Annotated in this window: 15 protein-coding genes; 2 read left to right on the top strand and 13 right to left on the bottom strand. The window is 73.0% G+C overall.

The features are described 5' to 3' along the window. Positions 1–105 precede the first annotated feature (105 nt). Complete coding sequence (locus tag AWQ70_RS15135) at positions 106–1,500, bottom strand: SMI1/KNR4 family protein (protein ID WP_157530086.1); 1,395 nt, start codon at positions 1,498–1,500, stop codon at positions 106–108. A gap of 206 nt (positions 1,501–1,706) precedes the next feature. Between AWQ70_RS15135 and AWQ70_RS15130 the strand changes: the two genes are divergently transcribed. After that, entirely contained in the window at positions 1,707–3,740 is a 2,034-nt protein-coding gene (locus AWQ70_RS15130) for a multicopper oxidase family protein (RefSeq protein WP_218004536.1), read from the top strand. A 28-nt stretch (positions 3,741–3,768) separates the two neighbouring features. Further along, positions 3,769–4,767 (top strand): aldo/keto reductase family protein, encoded by a 999-nt coding sequence (locus AWQ70_RS15125; RefSeq protein WP_067176048.1) that lies wholly within the window; start codon positions 3,769–3,771, stop codon positions 4,765–4,767. Positions 4,768–4,928: 161 nt separating this feature from the next. Here the strand turns inward: AWQ70_RS15125 and AWQ70_RS15120 are convergent, their stop codons facing one another. From AWQ70_RS15120 to fdxA, 12 genes are all read right to left on the bottom strand, one after another. Beyond that, positions 4,929–5,819 carry a VOC family protein gene (locus tag AWQ70_RS15120; RefSeq protein WP_084517103.1) on the bottom strand — a complete coding sequence of 297 codons (891 nt, stop codon included), beginning with the start codon at positions 5,817–5,819 and terminating at the stop codon, positions 4,929–4,931. Positions 5,820–5,860: 41 nt separating this feature from the next. Next, complete coding sequence (locus AWQ70_RS15115; RefSeq protein ID WP_067176041.1) at positions 5,861–6,154, bottom strand: Dabb family protein; 294 nt, start codon at positions 6,152–6,154, stop codon at positions 5,861–5,863. A gap of 10 nt (positions 6,155–6,164) precedes the next feature. Further along, entirely contained in the window at positions 6,165–6,653 is a 489-nt protein-coding gene (locus tag AWQ70_RS15110; RefSeq protein WP_157530085.1) for an aromatic-ring-hydroxylating dioxygenase subunit beta, read from the bottom strand. Between the two features lie 46 nt (positions 6,654–6,699). Then, positions 6,700–8,058, bottom strand: coding sequence for an aromatic ring-hydroxylating oxygenase subunit alpha (locus AWQ70_RS15105; protein ID WP_067176035.1), 1,359 nt, complete (start codon positions 8,056–8,058; stop codon positions 6,700–6,702). 378 nt (positions 8,059–8,436) lie between these two features. Next, complete coding sequence (locus tag AWQ70_RS15100; protein WP_067176032.1) at positions 8,437–8,811, bottom strand: AraC family ligand binding domain-containing protein; 375 nt, start codon at positions 8,809–8,811, stop codon at positions 8,437–8,439. 23 nt (positions 8,812–8,834) lie between these two features. After that, positions 8,835–9,635 carry an aldolase/citrate lyase family protein gene (locus AWQ70_RS38870; RefSeq protein WP_169808670.1) on the bottom strand — a complete coding sequence of 267 codons (801 nt, stop codon included), beginning with the start codon at positions 9,633–9,635 and terminating at the stop codon, positions 8,835–8,837. Positions 9,636–9,649: 14 nt separating this feature from the next. Then, positions 9,650–10,837, bottom strand: a complete 1,188-nt coding sequence (locus AWQ70_RS38865; RefSeq protein WP_067176025.1) for an amidohydrolase family protein — start codon at positions 10,835–10,837, stop codon at positions 9,650–9,652. A gap of 252 nt (positions 10,838–11,089) precedes the next feature. Continuing rightward, positions 11,090–11,929, bottom strand: a complete 840-nt coding sequence (locus AWQ70_RS15085) for a fumarylacetoacetate hydrolase family protein (RefSeq protein WP_067176022.1) — start codon at positions 11,927–11,929, stop codon at positions 11,090–11,092. Continuing rightward, entirely contained in the window at positions 11,926–12,051 is a 126-nt protein-coding gene (locus AWQ70_RS42010; RefSeq protein WP_281196943.1) for a hypothetical protein, read from the bottom strand. Before AWQ70_RS42010 ends, AWQ70_RS15085 begins: the two co-directional genes overlap by 4 nt. 527 nt (positions 12,052–12,578) lie before the next feature. Then, the gene (locus AWQ70_RS15080; RefSeq protein WP_067176019.1) at positions 12,579–13,373 is read right to left on the bottom strand and encodes an IclR family transcriptional regulator; all 795 of its coding nucleotides are present in this window, start codon (positions 13,371–13,373) and stop codon (positions 12,579–12,581) included. Between the two features lie 104 nt (positions 13,374–13,477). After that, positions 13,478–14,500: an NAD(P)/FAD-dependent oxidoreductase gene (locus AWQ70_RS15075; RefSeq protein ID WP_218004535.1), complete on the bottom strand. Its 1,023-nt coding sequence runs from the start codon at positions 14,498–14,500 to the stop codon at positions 13,478–13,480. Then, positions 14,497–14,808 carry a ferredoxin gene (gene fdxA / locus AWQ70_RS15070; RefSeq protein ID WP_067176016.1) on the bottom strand — a complete coding sequence of 104 codons (312 nt, stop codon included), beginning with the start codon at positions 14,806–14,808 and terminating at the stop codon, positions 14,497–14,499. Before fdxA ends, AWQ70_RS15075 begins: the two co-directional genes overlap by 4 nt. Between the last annotated feature and the right edge of the window lie 196 nt (positions 14,809–15,004).

The following is a 15,004-nucleotide window of genomic DNA, read 5'->3' as shown; positions in this document are numbered from 1 at the left end:
CCGCCGCTCCACCCGCCCGCCCGCCGTCCGTGGCATGGCGCGACGCCGGGGCCCGGCGGCGGGGCCGGGCCGCCGCCGGCACCGCCTACGCGGATTCCCCCTCCGTCACACCTCGGGGACGTCACCCGTATCGGCGTCCAGGTCGTCGACGTCCACCCAGCCGAGGGCTCCGTCCGTCACCTGGGGGGCCAGCCAGCCCTCGATCGGCTGCCCGGTGACCAGCGCGTCGGCGACCGTCCTGAGCAGGGCATAGTACGAGGTCCAGTCCGGCCCGGTCGCGAACGTGCCGCCGTTCTCGGCGAACGTGCCCGCGACGTCCCTGCGTACGGAGTCGACCAGCAGGTACTCACCGTTCCCGTCGTCCCCGACGGGGATCATCCGCCCGCTCCACCACTCGACGCGCGGATCGGGGGTGTAGTCGACGCCCTCCTGGCGGCACAGCGCGCGCCAGGTGTCGCGGATCTCCTTCACGCCGTACATGCCGTACAGGTAGAGCCGCAGGCTTCCGACGTCGGGAATGACGCGGGAGCCGTTGTGGCGCAGGAGCGAGGCGCGCAGGTCGTCGGGGAACCGCACGCCCATCTGCGCCTCGGCGACGGCGATCGTCCCCCGTCTGGCGGGCGGGCGCAGTGTGCGGAACGTCTCGGGCGCGTTGGCCCTGAGCCACTTCTCGATGCGCCGCCACTGCCGGTTCACCGCGCGGGTCACCCCGGGCCGGACCGGCCGGATCACGGGCCTGCCCACCGTGGGCGCGCACGCCCGGTCCGGCACGGGTGTCGGCCCCGCGACCTCGGGCTCCGGCTCCCCGGTGGCGGATGTCACGGAGCCGGCGCCGCCGTCGCGGCAGGCGCCCTCGCAACCGGAGGGCGCCGGGCAGCCGTCCGCGAGGCAGGGGCCGCTGTCCGGGGTCCGCACGTCCGTTGAGGTCAACACGCCTTCGTCGAAGGTCGTGGCCTCGACGTAGCGGGCCCCCAGCGCGAGCAGGCAGACGGCCAGGGCGGCGGCCGACAGGCGGTGCAGCCGCCGACGGGTTCGCTCGTCGAGCCTGCGCACATCGGCGAGCGGCCCCTCCCCCGGCTGCCCGCCCGCTCGGGCGAACGCTTCGAGCCGCCCGGCCGCGCGTGAGCGGCGGCCGAGGAGACGCCCGACCTCCTCGGGCGTCGGCCGTCCCAAGATCGGCTCGGGAGGGAAGGGCGCGACAACTCCGGAGCCCTCGCCCCGGCGGCCCGTTTTCCGCCGGTCCCGGCCGGGGCCCGACGCACCACCCGGAGCACCGCCCGCGGCCTCGCCGGGGACGCCTCCGGGGATGCGGCCGGGGACGCCGCCCGCCGGGCGCTCGGAGAAGGCGCCGGAGGCACGGCCTGACGCATGGCGTGGGACACGGCCGGAGGCCCGGTCCTCGCGGCGCCGGAGCAGGACGATGACGCCGCCGACGACGCTCGCGGCCACCACGGCCGCGAGCGCGAGCCGTACCAGACGAGAAGGGATCAACCGCCGCACCGGGGCACACTACCGCCAATCCGCCGCACGCCTGGTCCGATCCCCGGCGGCGGGCCCGCGTCCCGCTCCCGGCTCCTGCGCGGCTTCCCGGGCTGTACGGGCCGGTCATGGCACTATGGCGACCGGCGTCGCGCCGGGAACGGCCGCGGGCGAGAGCCGTACCGGTCGCTGGGGGGCGGCGAGACGATGGCGAAGACGGGGCGGGGATGAGGACCAGCAGGCGGGGATTCTGGGGCGTGGCCGCGGGACTCGCGGCGGCGGCGGCGGGCGCGGGCGGAGGAGCGCAGGCCGCCACCCGGCGGGGCACGGCGCGTGCGCTCGGAGCGGGCGACGATCCGCACGCCGGCTCGGCGCACGGCGCCTCCGGACACATCCCCGCGCCGGATCACACGCCACACTCCCCGGGGCCCGGCGGCTCCCCTCCCGCGGCGCCGGTGAACACCGGCGGGGCCGGGGCGGCCGAGGGGATCACCGCGAAACTCACGCCGTTCGTGGACGCGCTGTGCGTCCCGCCGGTGATCCGGCCGGACGGCGAGCGGCTGACCATAGAGATGCGCTCGGTGGACCGGCGGCTGCACGCGCAGCTCCCGCCGACGCGGTTGTGGACCTACGGCGGCCACTTCCCCGGCCCGACGATCGAGGTGCGGCGCGGGCAGCGGCTCGAGGTGGCCTGGCGGAACGCCGTCGAGGACGAGCGGGTGCCGGTCACCGCGGTGGAGATCTACGCGCCCGTGGGGGTCCAGCCCAACCCGTACGTCGTGCCGGGGCTGAGCGGGGGGACGCCGCGGGCGGACGTGGCGGCGATCCCGCCGTGGCTGGTCGTGCACCTGCACGGCGCGGTCACCGGGGCGGGCCAGGACGGATGGTCGGAGAACGGGCAGTTCCCCGGCGAGACGCAGATCGTGGAGTATCTGAACGACCAGCCGGCGTCGACCCTGTGGTACCACGACCACTCGATGCACGTCTCGACGTGGACGCTGTTCGCGGGCCTGATCGGCATGTACCTCATCAGGGACGACGAGGAGGACCGCCTGGGGCTGCCGGGCGGCGACCGCGAGATCCCCCTGGTCATCACCGACCGCAACTTCGAGGTGGACGCCGACGGCCTGCTCACCGGCCGGCTGCTGCACAAGGTGACCTACGCGGAGGCCGGCCCGCCGTACATCACGGCCGGGTTCCGCGGGCCGTACACGCTGGTGAACGGCACGATCTGGCCCTACCTGGACGTGGAGCCGGCGTGGTACCGGTTCCGGCTGCTCAACGCCTGCAACACCCGCACCTACCACATGATGATCATCGACGAGGGGACCGGGCGACCGGTGAAGGGGGCGATGCGGCAGATCGGGTCGGACGCCGGGCTCCTGCCCGCGCCCGTGCCCGTGGACTCGCCGCTCATCCTGTCCCCCGGGGAGCGGGCCGACATCCTGGTCGACTTCTCCGGATGCGGCGGGCGGCGGCTGCGGCTGGTGAACGTTCTCGACGACAACCCGCCCGCCCCACCGATCTCGCGGGAGTCGGCTCCGGGGGTGCCCACGCCCGGCCTGCCGTACCCGGAGATGATGCAGTTCAGGGTGGCGGCCGAGGGGGTGGCCGATCCGTTCACCCCTCCCCCGGTGCTCTCGTCCACCTTCACCCGCCTGACGTACGGCGCGCTCCCCGCGGACCGCCACCACCGGATCGTCGCGACGAAGGTGCTCGGCGGGCGGCATTCCGAGATGTGGGAGATGGAGGAGGTGGACGCGGCGTCGGTGAAGGTCCCGTCGGACGGGGTGGTGCAGCTCCGGGGGCCGGACGGCGGGTTGCGGACCTTCCGCCGGATCTCCCGCAACCCGGACGACACCGTGAACTTCTACGGCGAGCTGGGCAAGTGCGAGCAGTGGACGTTCATCAACGTCGCCACGGCGCTGCACCCGATGCACATCCACCTGATGCGCTTCCAGATCCTGTCGCGGGACGTCTACGACGTCAGCGGGTTCGACATGAAGCTCTGCGGCACCACCCGTCCCATCGAGTTCAAGGAGGCGGGCGTGGTCGAGGAGGGCGAGAAGGGCTGGAAGGACGTGGTCCGGCTCGGCGACGCGGAGGTCGTGGAGATCGCCGGCACGTTCGAGGGCGGCACCGGGCGGTACGCCTACCACTGCCACCTCCTGGAGCACCAGGATGTGGGGATGATGCGGCCGATCATCGTCTTCCCGCCCGGGATCGCCGCGCTGCGGCTGGCGCACCAGCACCCCGCCTGATTCGACGAGTTGTCCTACTGTTCCCCGTATGGAATTCCGCCATCTCGGCCGCAGCGGTCTCATGGTCAGTGAGATCAGCTACGGCAACTGGATCACCCACGGTTCCCAGGTCGAGGAGGACGCCGCGCACGCGTGCGTGCGCGCGGCCCTCGACGAGGGGATCACGACCTTCGACACCGCGGACGTCTACGCGGGCACGAGAGCCGAGGAGGTGCTCGGCCGCGCCCTGAAGGGGGTGCGCCGGGAGTCGCTGGAGATCTTCACCAAGGTCTACTGGCCGACCGGGCCCGGCCGCAACGACCGCGGCCTGTCGCGCAAGCACATCATGGAGTCGGTCAACGGATCGCTGCGGCGGCTCGGCACCGACTACGTGGACCTCTACCAGGCGCACCGGTTCGACGTCGAGACGCCGCTGGAGGAGACCCTCCGGGCCTTCGACGACCTGGTACGGCAGGGCAAGGTGCTCTACGTCGGCGTCAGCGAGTGGAGCGCCGACCAGATCGCCCGCGCCCTGAAGATCGCCGACGAGATGGGCTTCGACCGCATCGTGTCCAACCAGCCGCAGTACTCGATGTTGTGGCGGGTGATCGAGGCCGAGGTGGTGCCGCTGAGCGAGCGCGAGGGGCTCGGCCAGATCGTGTGGTCGCCGATCGCGCAGGGCGTGCTGACCGGCAAGTACCTGCCCGGGCAGCCGCCGCCCGCCGGGTCGCGGGCCACCGACGAGGCGGGGTCGGGGTTCATCGACCGGATGCTGCGCGACGACGTGCTGCGCCGGGTGCAGGAGCTGCGGCCGGTCGCGGCCGACCACGGGCTGACGATGGCCCAGCTCGCCGTGGCGTGGGTGCTGCAGAACCCGAACGTGTCGTCGGCCATCGTGGGCGCCAGCCGTCCCGAGCAGATCCGCGACAACGTCAAGGCGTCGGGGGTCAAGCTCGACGGCGACACGATGCGCAGGATCGACGAGATCCTCGACCCGGTGGTCGAGCGCGACCCGGGCAAGACGGTGAGCCCGACGAGCCGGCCGTAGTCGGGGGCGCTGATCGGGCGGCGGCGCGGCGCGGGGTCCCCGCCGGTAGGGGATCCCGCGCCGTGCCGCCTGGTCAGAAGCGGTCCCGACCGGTGAGCCGTCCGGGAAACCGCCTGGTCAGAAGCGGTCCCGGCCGGAGAGCCGTCATGGAAACCGCCTGGTCAGAAGCGGTCCCAGTCGTTGTCGGCCGCGCGCCACACGTCGATGTTGCGCGGGTCGGCGACCATGCGGCGCGGCCGGTGCGTCTCGTGCTCCTCCGGGGTGAAGACCCGGTGGCCGTCGCACAGCTCGTACCTCGGACCGTGCTTGGGCTCGAACATGTAGAACGCGATCGACGTCGACGCGGAGTGGTTGACCAGGTCGGAGGCGATCGGCACCTTCTTGTACAGCGCCCGCGCCCGGCCCCGCATCACATGGTCGAAGCTCTTCATCATGAAGCACAGGTGGGCGACGAAGTACTCCTTGTTCCGCTGCAGCGCGAGGCTGTGGTGGAACCGGTCCTCCGAGCGGAGGAACGCCGAGATGTCGCCGACGTAGTCCGAGACCTGGAACCCGAGGACCTCGGTGTAGAACCGCAGGCACTCGTCGTACTTGTCGGTGGCGAGGAAGGGGTGCACCAGCTTGAGCGGGCGCAGCTCGATCGTCGGCGGCTCCGCGTACTCCTGGAACTCGGTGAACAGCTCGACGATCAGGCCGTTCGGGTCGCGTACGGCGAAGCCGTCCTGGCACAGGCCCTTCATCCGGTCCTGGAGCGGCAGCACCTCCAGGCCGGCGGCGCTCACCCGGTCGCGCAGGTCGGCGAGCAGCTCGGCGGACTCGACGCTGTAGCCGACGGCGACGGTGTGCGACGCCGGGAGGCTCGGGTCGGCGATCAGCTCGACGCAGTGGTGTTCGATGTCGGCGCGGAGGTACGCGTACTCGTCGGTGTGCCGCTCCAGCTGGAGGCCGACGTGGTAGCGCAGGAACTCGATGGTCTCGGCCATGTCCGGGACCAGGATCCTCGCGTACTCCATGCTGTGGGGCCCCCTGCGGCGGGCGCCGTCAGTCGTCATGGTGGTTCCTCATCGGTTCGTGGTCGTAGGGAGTGCGCACGTCAGTACGCGAAGGTGACGATCGCCTGCCGGTCGATCACCGGGCGCCAGCGCTCCCGCACGAACTCCTCGTGCGAGTCGCTGCCGAGGTAGTCGAGGAGGTCGCGCTCGGAGTCGAACTCGACGACGAACCCGTGCGTCATGGTGGTGTCGCGGGTGCTGATGTTGCGCCCGCTGGCCCAGTTGCGCATCGTGGGGTACTTCGCCGGGAAGGTGTCCAGCTCCGCGAGGACGGCGGCGACGGTCTCCTCCGGGACGTCGTCGCGGAACCGGAACACCAGCGTGTGCCTGATCACGGTCGCCGCCTCAGAGGATGAAGCTCAGCCGGGCGCCCGGGGCCATGGTCTCCATGGTCGGGATCGATCTGCGGAGCCGGAACCTGAGCCCCTCGTCGTCGACGAGCAGGACGTGCTCGTAGCGGCCGACGTACGTGAACTCCTGGTTGTCCCGGTAGCGGTGGATGATGAAGTTGGCGGCGACCCAGGCCGTCTCGTCCCCCTGCTCCAGGATGATCACGTTGGAGATCATCCGATGGGTGCGGGAGTGCGGGTTCTCGGCGTGCGCCTTCCGGCTCTTGAGCCGCTTCACCCTGGCCTTGAGCAGGCCGTAGTCGTCGCACATGAAGGCGCCGGCCGAGGAGCTGTCCCACCCGTTCCAGTCGGTGGTGGTGACCTCCATGCGGCCGCCCTCCTCGAAGAGGGTCAGCCACTCGTCCAGGCGCCACTCGTCGAGCAGCAGCGCCTCCCGGTAGAGGAAGTCCTCCGCTTCCGCCCTGGTCACTGTGCGGCGGCCCATGGTGCTCTCCTTACGCTGGTCCATGCTCTCCACCCGTTCCGGCCGCTCAGGCGCCCGGGGCCGTGTCGAGGGCGGTGTCGAGGGCCGTGTCGAGGGCCGGGGCGCCTTCGACGCGGCGCGACCACTGCCGCCAGAAGCTGCGCATCGCGCCCTCGTCGATGGAGCGGCCCTGGTTGCCCTGCTTCTCGTTGGCCATGCCGCGCGACATGTCGCTCCAGTCGTAGGCCGGGTCGGCCGAGCCCGCGGTGGCCTCGATGCCGCGCTGCACCGCCTCGTACGCCTCGATGTCGTCGGGCGTGGCGAGCCCTCCGGGCCCGACGAAGCTGACCATCGTCTTGATGCGCAGCGCCCGGACCTCGTCCGGCTCGCCGGTCTCGACGAACTGCCAGGCCCGCACGTCCGTACGGCCGGCCTCGACCGGCTCGATCTGCCGGATGGTCAGCGCCTCCAGGTCGAAGAGCAGCAGGTTGGGGAACACGAACAGGATCCGGCTGGCGTCGGCGACCTCGGTGGCGAGTTCCTTGCCGAGCCGCTCCTCCATCTCCTGCCGCTTGGCGGCCGTGCGCTCCTTCTCCGCCTCGCCGAAGCGCGGCTCCCACACCATGCCGATGCGGCCGTTGTGCCCGGTCAGGATGAGCAGGCCGTGGCCGTCGCCGAGGTCGTAGGCGTACTGGTCGTCGTCGGTGACGGCGAAGCCGGTCTCGCGCAGGTAGCCCACGAAGGTGTTGTGGGTGGGGGCGAAGTGGTAGCCGTCCATGGCGTTCTCGACGGCGAGCTTCCAGTTGCCCTTGACCGAGTAGAGCTGGACGCCGGGGACGGTCTGCATGCCCTGCGGGCCGATCTTGGCGGTGAGCGACATGTAGTGCGCGGCCTCGCCGAGGTGGGTCAGCAGGTCCGGCACTCTGGGGTCGAAGGAGATGAAGACGAAGCCCTCGTGGCTGTCCACGCGCGGGACGGAGCGCAGCCGGTGCCGCTCCTTGAAGCCGGGAACGTCGGCGTACGCCTCGTCGCCGGGCAGCGCGGCCAGCTCACCTGAGTTGCTGAACGCCCAGGCGTGGTAGAAGCACTGGAAGAACTTGGTGTTGCCCTCGCTGTGCCGGCACAGGATCGTGCCCCGGTGCGTGCAGGCGTTGAAGAACACCTGGACCTTCCCGGAGGAGTCGCGGCAGAAGATGAGCGGCCGGCCGCCGAGTGTCCTGGACTTGAAGTCGCCCGGGTTCGGGATCTCGGTCTCGTGCCCCAGGTACAGCCAGGTGTGGCCCCAGATCCGGGACATCTCCTTCTGGAACACGGCGGGCGACCGGTAGGCCGACCTGTGCACCTTGAACGTCAACGCGTCCCAGTCCTCGTGAACCAGGGAGCGGTTGGGCGTTCCACCGGGGTCTGTGTGTGTCAACTGCGTCATCGCCGCGGTCTGGCCCTTCTTGCGATTTGAGCGAGAATTCGAGATACCGTCTCGCAATGTGATGCTGGCCCGGTGCCTCCCGGAATGTCAAGGGGCTCCTGCTCATCCCGGTCCGCGCCTTACACGGCGTAAGCCGGGCAGCGGGCAGTTCGACGCAGATGCCCAGCTCCACATCGACCAGCGGCGTCCGTCCGGCGGGGCCCTCCGCGTCGGCGGGTCGGCGTCCGCGGACGCGCCGCGCCGGTCTCCGGGCACGCTCACGCCGCGGGCCGTGCCCGGGAGGGTGACCGGGGTTCGTCGTCGCGGGAGCGCGGGCACGCTCGCGCGGCCCGCCGTCCCGGCGCGCGGAAGCCGGTACGGCGGGGCCGCCTCCGGAGGTCAGGGGCCGTCCGGCAGCCAGACGGCGTCGCGGAAGTCCGCGCGCGGGGGCGCGAAGACGTCCACGTTGACGCACGGGCCCTCGATGGGCTCGATGTAGTGCTCGGCCCCCTTGGGCACCAGCAACATCGATCCCGGGCCGAGCTCGTGGCCGACGCCGTCCACGTAGTACGTGCAGCGCCCCTGGTGGATGAGCACGAGCTGGTCGAAGTCGTCGTGGCGGTGCGGGTTGAGCGTCATCCCGACCTCCAGCTCGTGCCAGGCGAGCATGACCTCGTCGGTGGAGTACACCTTGCGCCGCACGCCGGGACGGATCTCGGTCGCGGGGATGTCGTCCCAGTTCACGGCGACGCCGTGCAGGTGCTGGCTGAACATCGTCGTTCCTTTCTCGGCCTCCCTCACGAGGCCCCGGGGTCCGGACCGGGCAGTTCGCGCGCGAGGGCGGCCGTCGCGCGCAGCGCGGATCCGAGGAACTGCAGGTCGGATCCGGCGATGACGTACGCGGCCGAGCCGAGCCCGGCCGCGTCGACCAGGGCGGCCTCCGGCCGGGCCACCCAGCCTCCGAAGGACGTGCCCGCCGCGCGGGCCGCCTCGGCGATCTCGGCGACCCGCGCCCCGAGCGCCGCGTGCCCGGGGGTGCTCGCGAGGCCGAGGCTGACCGCGAGGTCGGTGGTGCCGACGAAGGCGACGTCGAGGCCGCGTACGACGTCCGCGAGCGGGTCGCGGGTCGCGGCGGTCTCGATCTGCCCGACGAGCAGCGGGGGGTCGCGCTCCTCCGCGGCCAGGTACGCGGCCAGGTCGGCCGCGCCGAAGCCCGCCGCCGGGTGCGCCAGGCTGACGCTGCGTTCCCCGGCCGGCGCGTAGCGGGTGGCCGCGACCAGGGCCGCGGTCTCGGCGGCGCGGGTCAGCATCGAGAGCTGCACGCCGGCGGCCCCGCTCTCCAACACGCGGTTGACCCACGCCGGGTCCACCGACGGCACCCGGACCAGGGCGGGCAGGCCCGTCGCGGCGGCGTGCCGTACCAGCGCGAGGACGGTCTCGTCCGGGAGCGCCGAGTGCTCGCCGTCCACGACGACGAAGTCGAACCCGGCCTGGCGGGCCAGGTCCACGCAGTCGGCCGTCGGCAGCTTGACGAACGTGCCGGTGACGCGGCGCCCGGCGGCGAGCGCGGCCCGCAGCCGCCGCCGGGCCTCCGTCACGGGGGTCTCCCAGGTCACCGGGAGCCGGCCGGGTCGGCGGCGAGTCCCCGCCACGGGGTCGGCTCGACCTTGCGGCCCTTGTGCAGGATGAGGACGGGTTCGAGCCGGGGCGCGACGATCGAGTTGCCGGCCGCGTCGGGCAGCACCGTCTCCTCGGTCTCGGCGAGCACCGTGACGTGGGCGGGACCGCCCTCGACGAGAGTGCCGTACCCCTCGGCGTCGAGGCCGAGGACGCGGGCCGGGGCGATCGTCATGCGCGGCGCGATCTCGTCCATCGGCATGCCGAGCGCGTGGAGCTTGGCCGCGCTCGTGACCAGGTCGAACACCGGTCCGCGCCAGTTGCGCCCGCTGGTGTCGGAGGTGAGCAGGTCCGGCAGGAAGCCCTCGGCGATCGCCCGCCTGGCCACCTCGAAGCTGAGGTTGCTCTTGCCGTGCGCACTGTCGAACAGCACGCCCCGCGCCCTGGCCTCCTGTACGGCGGGGATCACCGTGCCGTCGGCGAGGATGCCGTGCGGCTTGCCGGTGTAGCAGTGGGCGACGATGTCGCCGGGGCGGAGCATCGGCAGCACGTCGGGCAGCGGCTCCTCCGTCTCGCCGATGTGGACCATGAGGGGCAGGCCCGCCTCGTCGGCGAGTTCGAGCGACGCCTTGAGCAGGGACCGCCAGGCCGGGCCGACGACGTCCTCCGACAGCCGGATCTTGAAGCCGCGGACCACGCCCGGGTTGTCGCGGGCCACGGCCAGCGCGTCCTCGGGGACCAGCGTCGCGGGGTTCAGCAGCTCTCCGAACCGGAAGTCGATCAGGCCGAGCACCGAGACGTTGAGGAAGTTCACCAGCCGCATCTCGGCCCGGCCGACCACGTAGGCGTCGAAGGCCGCGAACGTGGACGCGCCGACCGTGCCCGCGTCGGCGGCGGCCACCACTCCCCTGCGCAGGTGGGCCTCGTCCGGCGGCGCCCCCACTTTCGACACGTTCTCGAAGATGTGGGTGTGCCCCTCGACCAGGCCGGGGAGCACCCAGCGGCCGGAGCAGTCCACGACCTCCCTGGCGCGTTCTCTCGCGCCCGGGTCGAGGGACGGGGTGATCCGCGCGACCCGGTCGCCCGAGATCGCCACGTCCGCGATCGCGGACGTCCCGGCCTCGGTGTCGAAGACGGTGCCGTTCGTCAGGACGAGATCGTAGGAAACATCTGTCTCGGTCATCGAATCTCCTTCAGCGGGGAGACCCCGGCCTCGGGGCGCGGGGGCGGGCGCGGCGGGGCGCCGCACGGTGGAAGCGGAGTGGACGCGGACGATTGGGCGACCCCGGCGGGTCTCCGGCGGTGCGGCCGGACGGCTGGACGGCCGGGCGGAACGTCGTGGGCCGGGGCCTGCTCCCCGGGGAGCCGCCTCCCCGGGGCAGGCTCTCCGGGGAGGCGGGCGGGCGGCCGGGGAGCGGTTCGGAAGCGGGCGCGGTCAGGAACGGCCGGCGAGCGCCCGGTACCGCGTGCGCAGCGGCAGCACCCCCGGCACGGTGATCTCCACCTCGTCGCCCGCGTCCAGGAAGACCCCGCGGTCCTGTCCCGTGCCGGCGGGGGTGCCGGTCAGCACCACGTCTCCGGGTTCGAGCGCGGCGAAGCGGGAGATCCGCGAGATCAGGTCGGGCACCGGGAAGATCAGCTCGGCGGTGCTGGAGTCCTGGTGGACGACGCCGTTGACCGTGGCGCGCACGGCGACGGCGTCGGGGTCGGGCACCCCGGCCAGTTCGAGGACCGAGGCCCCGAGCGCGCCGAATCCGGGGAAGCTCTTGGCCAGGGACGGGGTCCCGGTCGCGACCATGACGTCGCGGGCGGTCATGTCGTTCGCGGCGGTGACGGCGGCGAGGTGCTCCCACACCCGCTCCGGCCGTACGCGTGACATGCGGCGGCCGACCACGAAGGCGACCTCGGCCTCGTAGTCGATCTGGCCGGACCGGTCCTGGGGCAGCTCCACCTCCGCGCCGGGCGCGGAGACGGCGGACAGGGCGCGCAGGAAGAGGATCGGCTCGTCCGGCACCGGCCGGCCGGTCAGCTCGGCCTTGGAGTGGTAGTTCAGCCCGACGCCCCAGATCGCCCGTGTACGGGCCAGCGGCGCCAGGAGGTCGAGGTCGGCCAGGGGGACCCGGTCCAGCTCGCGCGCGCCCCGCGCCGGCGCGAAGCCCTCGCCCTCGGCGAGCAGCTCGGCGACGTCGCCGTACGGCAGGTCGAGGAGGACGGCGGCGTCGCCGTCGACGCGGGCGAGCCCGCCGGGGGTGGCCACCAGGTTGAGCGCGGTCATCGGGCGGCCGCCGCCGTCCGGGGGGCCGCCGTCCGGGGGGCGGCCGCGCCCTCGTCGCCGTACACCCCGGAGAGGGGGACGGTGATCAGGGCCGCGGGGGCGCCCACGCGTCGCGTTCGCATGCAGGCTCCTTGGTTCCCGTTCGCCGCCCGCGCCCGCCGCCGCCGGAGGGCTGAGCCGTCCGGCGGTACGGGCGTGGGCGGCCGGGAGGGGGGTTGGAGGGATACGCACGAACGTAAGAGGAAAATTCGGCCCATGTCAATATGCGAAACAATATCTCGTATTACGTCACATCATCGGCGTCCCCGTGCGGGCGGACGGACGCGGGGGACACCGCACGCTGGGCGACGCGGCGTACACGCGGGCACGCGGGAACCCGCCCGGCCCTCGATCCGAAGGCGCGCACCGGTCGCGGGCCCGCGATGGCGGGCGTTGTCGGCGCACAGGGGCCGGGGACGAGGGCCGGGTGCGGCGCGCCCGCGGCGGGGGGGAAGGCGCGGGAAGGACGCCGGGGGCGGGACGGCGGAAGACGCGGACGACGGCTGGAGGGCTGGGCGGCGGGGTCAGACGGTCGCGGCGTGACGGCGGCGGAGGCCCGTGGCGAGGTCAGGCGGTCACCGCGTGACGGCGGCGGAGGCCCGTGGCGGGGTCAGGCGGGGGTGGCGGCGGTGCCGCCGAGCTCGGCGGACAGCCGGCCCGAGGCGGCGCGCAGCGCGTCGGTCACCCGCCGCTCGGTCTCGCCGGCGAGCGCGGCGACCGTGCTCACCACGGCCATCGACGCCACGATCTGGTCGCCTTCGAAGATCGGCGCGGCGATCACCCGCACGCCGTGGTCGGCGGGCGAGTTGACCGCGATCCCGGACTCCCGCACCTGCTCGATCAGCCCGCGCAGCTCCGGTGTGGCGCGCAGCCTGCGCGCCAGCCCGGGGACCTCCCCCACCGGCAGGTACGCGCAGAAGACCCGGCCCTGCGCCGAGCGCAGCAGGTCGAGGGTGGAGCCGGTGCGCACGCTCAGCCGGATGTCGCCGTCGGTGTTGTCGACGCAGCGTACGACCACGGGGCTCTCGCCGTTCCAGACGCTGAGCACGGCGGTCTGGTTGGTCTCGCGGACCAGCAGGTCGAGGTGCGGCCCGGCCGCGGCGGCGATGGGCAGCCCGGCGCGGGCGGCCGCCTCCAGGGCGAGCACCTCGGGCCCCAGGGTGTAGGTCGCCTGCCTGGCGTCGTAACGGAGCAGGTTGGCCGCCCGCAGCGCCCGCGTGTAGCGGTGCGCGGTGGGCTTGCTGGTGCCGAGGCGGGCGGTGATCTCGCTCAGGCTGAGCCGGGGGCGCTCGACGGTGAACGCGCTCAGGATCAGCGCCGCGCGGCGCACCGTCTGGATCGCGGGGGTCTCGTCCGCGGAGGGAGCCGCACCGGACTGGTCCGCGTCGTCGCGCTGCCCCGGCATCCCGTCTCCTCCGTCGAGTACCCCTTATGTCGGTTGGGACTCTATCCAGGGACACGCCGGAGCGCATACGACTTGGCGTTCAAGCCGGGATTCAACGCGGCATTTCACGCCGCGTCCGACGAATGCCCGGGAACCGTGCCGAAAGCCGGGTTGACGAGGGGCGCCAGGTTGTTGACCGCCGCGGCGGCCTCCCCGAAGCCGACGGAGATCAGCCGGACCTTGCCGTCGTAGTCGCTGATGTCCCCGGCGGCGAACACCCGGTCCAGGTTCGTCCGCATCGAACGGTCGACGAGGACGTGCCGCCTGCGCAGGTCGAGGCCCCACTTCTGCATCGGGCCGAGATCGGCGATGAAGCCGAGGGCGGCCACCACGGTCTGGGCGGGCAGGGTGATCATGTCGCCGCCGCGGACCCGTTCGACGGTCACCTCGGCGATCCGGCCGTCACCGGCGACGCCGGCCACCTCGTACGGCGTCAGCACGCGTACGGACGACGAGCGGAGCCGGGCGACGCTCTGCTCGTGGGCGCGGAACGCGTCCCGGCGGTGCACCAGCGTGAGCGAGCGGGCGATCGGCTCCAGGGCGAGCGCCCAGTCGAGGGCGGAGTCGCCGCCGCCGACCACCACCACGTCCTGCCCGGCCAGCTCGTCCAGCCTGCGGACGAAGTAGCGCAGGCCGCGCCCGAGGTACTCGCCGCCCACGGGGAGCTCCCTGGGGGTGAACGTGCCGATGCCCCCGGTGAGGAGCAGGGCCTTGGCCCGCACCAGGGTGCCCGCGTCGGTGACCACCTCGACCGACTCGGGGTCGTGGCGCAGTTCCACGGCGCTCTCCCCGAGCAGGTAGAGCGGATCGGCCTGGCTCGCCTGGGCGACCAGGGCGTCGACCAGCGTCTGCCCCTTGACCGCCGGATATCCGGCGATGTCGAAGATGTCCTTCTCCGGGTACAGCGCGGCCACCTGCCCGCCGGGCTCGGGCAGCGAGTCGATCACCGCGACGGACATGCCGCGGAACCCGGCGTAGTAGGCGCCGTACAGCCCGGAGGGGCCGGCGCCGACGATGACCAGGTCCACCTCGTGGACCGGGCCCGGCGCTCCCGTCTCCTCCGGAGCCTCCGGCACACCGGCGGTCACGACCGGCCTCCGGAGACGGCCGGGTGGTCGGCCCCGGCCCGGCCGACCTTCCGCGCGCCACCGGGCGAGCCGAGGTCGGCGAAGAACTCGGTGTTGATCCGGGCGAACCCGGCCAGGTCCGGCGGCAGGTCCTCGCTGTGGTAGATCGACGTCACCGGGCAGACCGGCTCGCACCGGCCGCAGTCCACGCACTCGTCCGGATGGATGTACATCATCCGGTCTCCCTCGTAGATGCAGTCGACCGGGCACTCCTCGACGCACGATCTGTCCTGAACGTCCACGCACGCGTCGGTCACGACGTAGGCCATCAGTCCTCCTGGGATGGGCGCCCGCGCGGGAACGGGGGGACGCGCGAGCCGTTGGCCGGGGCCCGCCGCCAGAGGGGGCGGGCAGGGGGCGGCGGGAGCCGCGGGCATCCGGTCGGCCTGCGGGATCGACCTCACCGCCGACGTGAGGGAACAGTAGGTTCCGGCCGAGAGCATTGTCAAGATGCGAGATGCCATC

Source organism: Microtetraspora niveoalba (genome assembly GCF_001570405.1).
Lineage (GTDB): Bacteria > Actinomycetota > Actinomycetes > Streptosporangiales > Streptosporangiaceae > Microtetraspora > Microtetraspora niveoalba.
The sequence above is the reverse complement of the archived record's forward strand: the minus strand, read 5'-3'. Positions and strand labels throughout refer to the sequence as shown.

Excerpts from the sequence above, each read along its gene's own strand:
- AWQ70_RS15100 (WP_067176032.1), bottom strand. The coding sequence starts at position 8,811 with ATGTTCAGCCAGCACCTGCACGGCGTCGCCGTGAACTGGGACGACATC.
- AWQ70_RS38865 (WP_067176025.1), bottom strand. The coding sequence starts at position 10,837 with ATGACCGAGACAGATGTTTCCTACGATCTCGTCCTGACGAACGGCACC.
- fdxA (WP_067176016.1), bottom strand. The coding sequence starts at position 14,808 with ATGGCCTACGTCGTGACCGACGCGTGCGTGGACGTTCAGGACAGATCG.
- AWQ70_RS15105 (WP_067176035.1), bottom strand. The coding sequence starts at position 8,058 with ATGACGCAGTTGACACACACAGACCCCGGTGGAACGCCCAACCGCTCC.
- AWQ70_RS15125 (WP_067176048.1), top strand. The coding sequence starts at position 3,769 with ATGGAATTCCGCCATCTCGGCCGCAGCGGTCTCATGGTCAGTGAGATC.
- AWQ70_RS15110 (WP_157530085.1), bottom strand. The coding sequence starts at position 6,653 with ATGGGCCGCCGCACAGTGACCAGGGCGGAAGCGGAGGACTTCCTCTAC.
- AWQ70_RS42010 (WP_281196943.1), bottom strand. The coding sequence starts at position 12,051 with ATGCGAACGCGACGCGTGGGCGCCCCCGCGGCCCTGATCACCGTCCCC.
- AWQ70_RS15130 (WP_218004536.1), top strand. The coding sequence starts at position 1,707 with ATGAGGACCAGCAGGCGGGGATTCTGGGGCGTGGCCGCGGGACTCGCG.
- AWQ70_RS15085 (WP_067176022.1), bottom strand. The coding sequence starts at position 11,929 with ATGACCGCGCTCAACCTGGTGGCCACCCCCGGCGGGCTCGCCCGCGTC.
- AWQ70_RS15080 (WP_067176019.1), bottom strand. The coding sequence starts at position 13,373 with ATGCCGGGGCAGCGCGACGACGCGGACCAGTCCGGTGCGGCTCCCTCC.
- AWQ70_RS15120 (WP_084517103.1), bottom strand. The coding sequence starts at position 5,819 with ATGACGACTGACGGCGCCCGCCGCAGGGGGCCCCACAGCATGGAGTAC.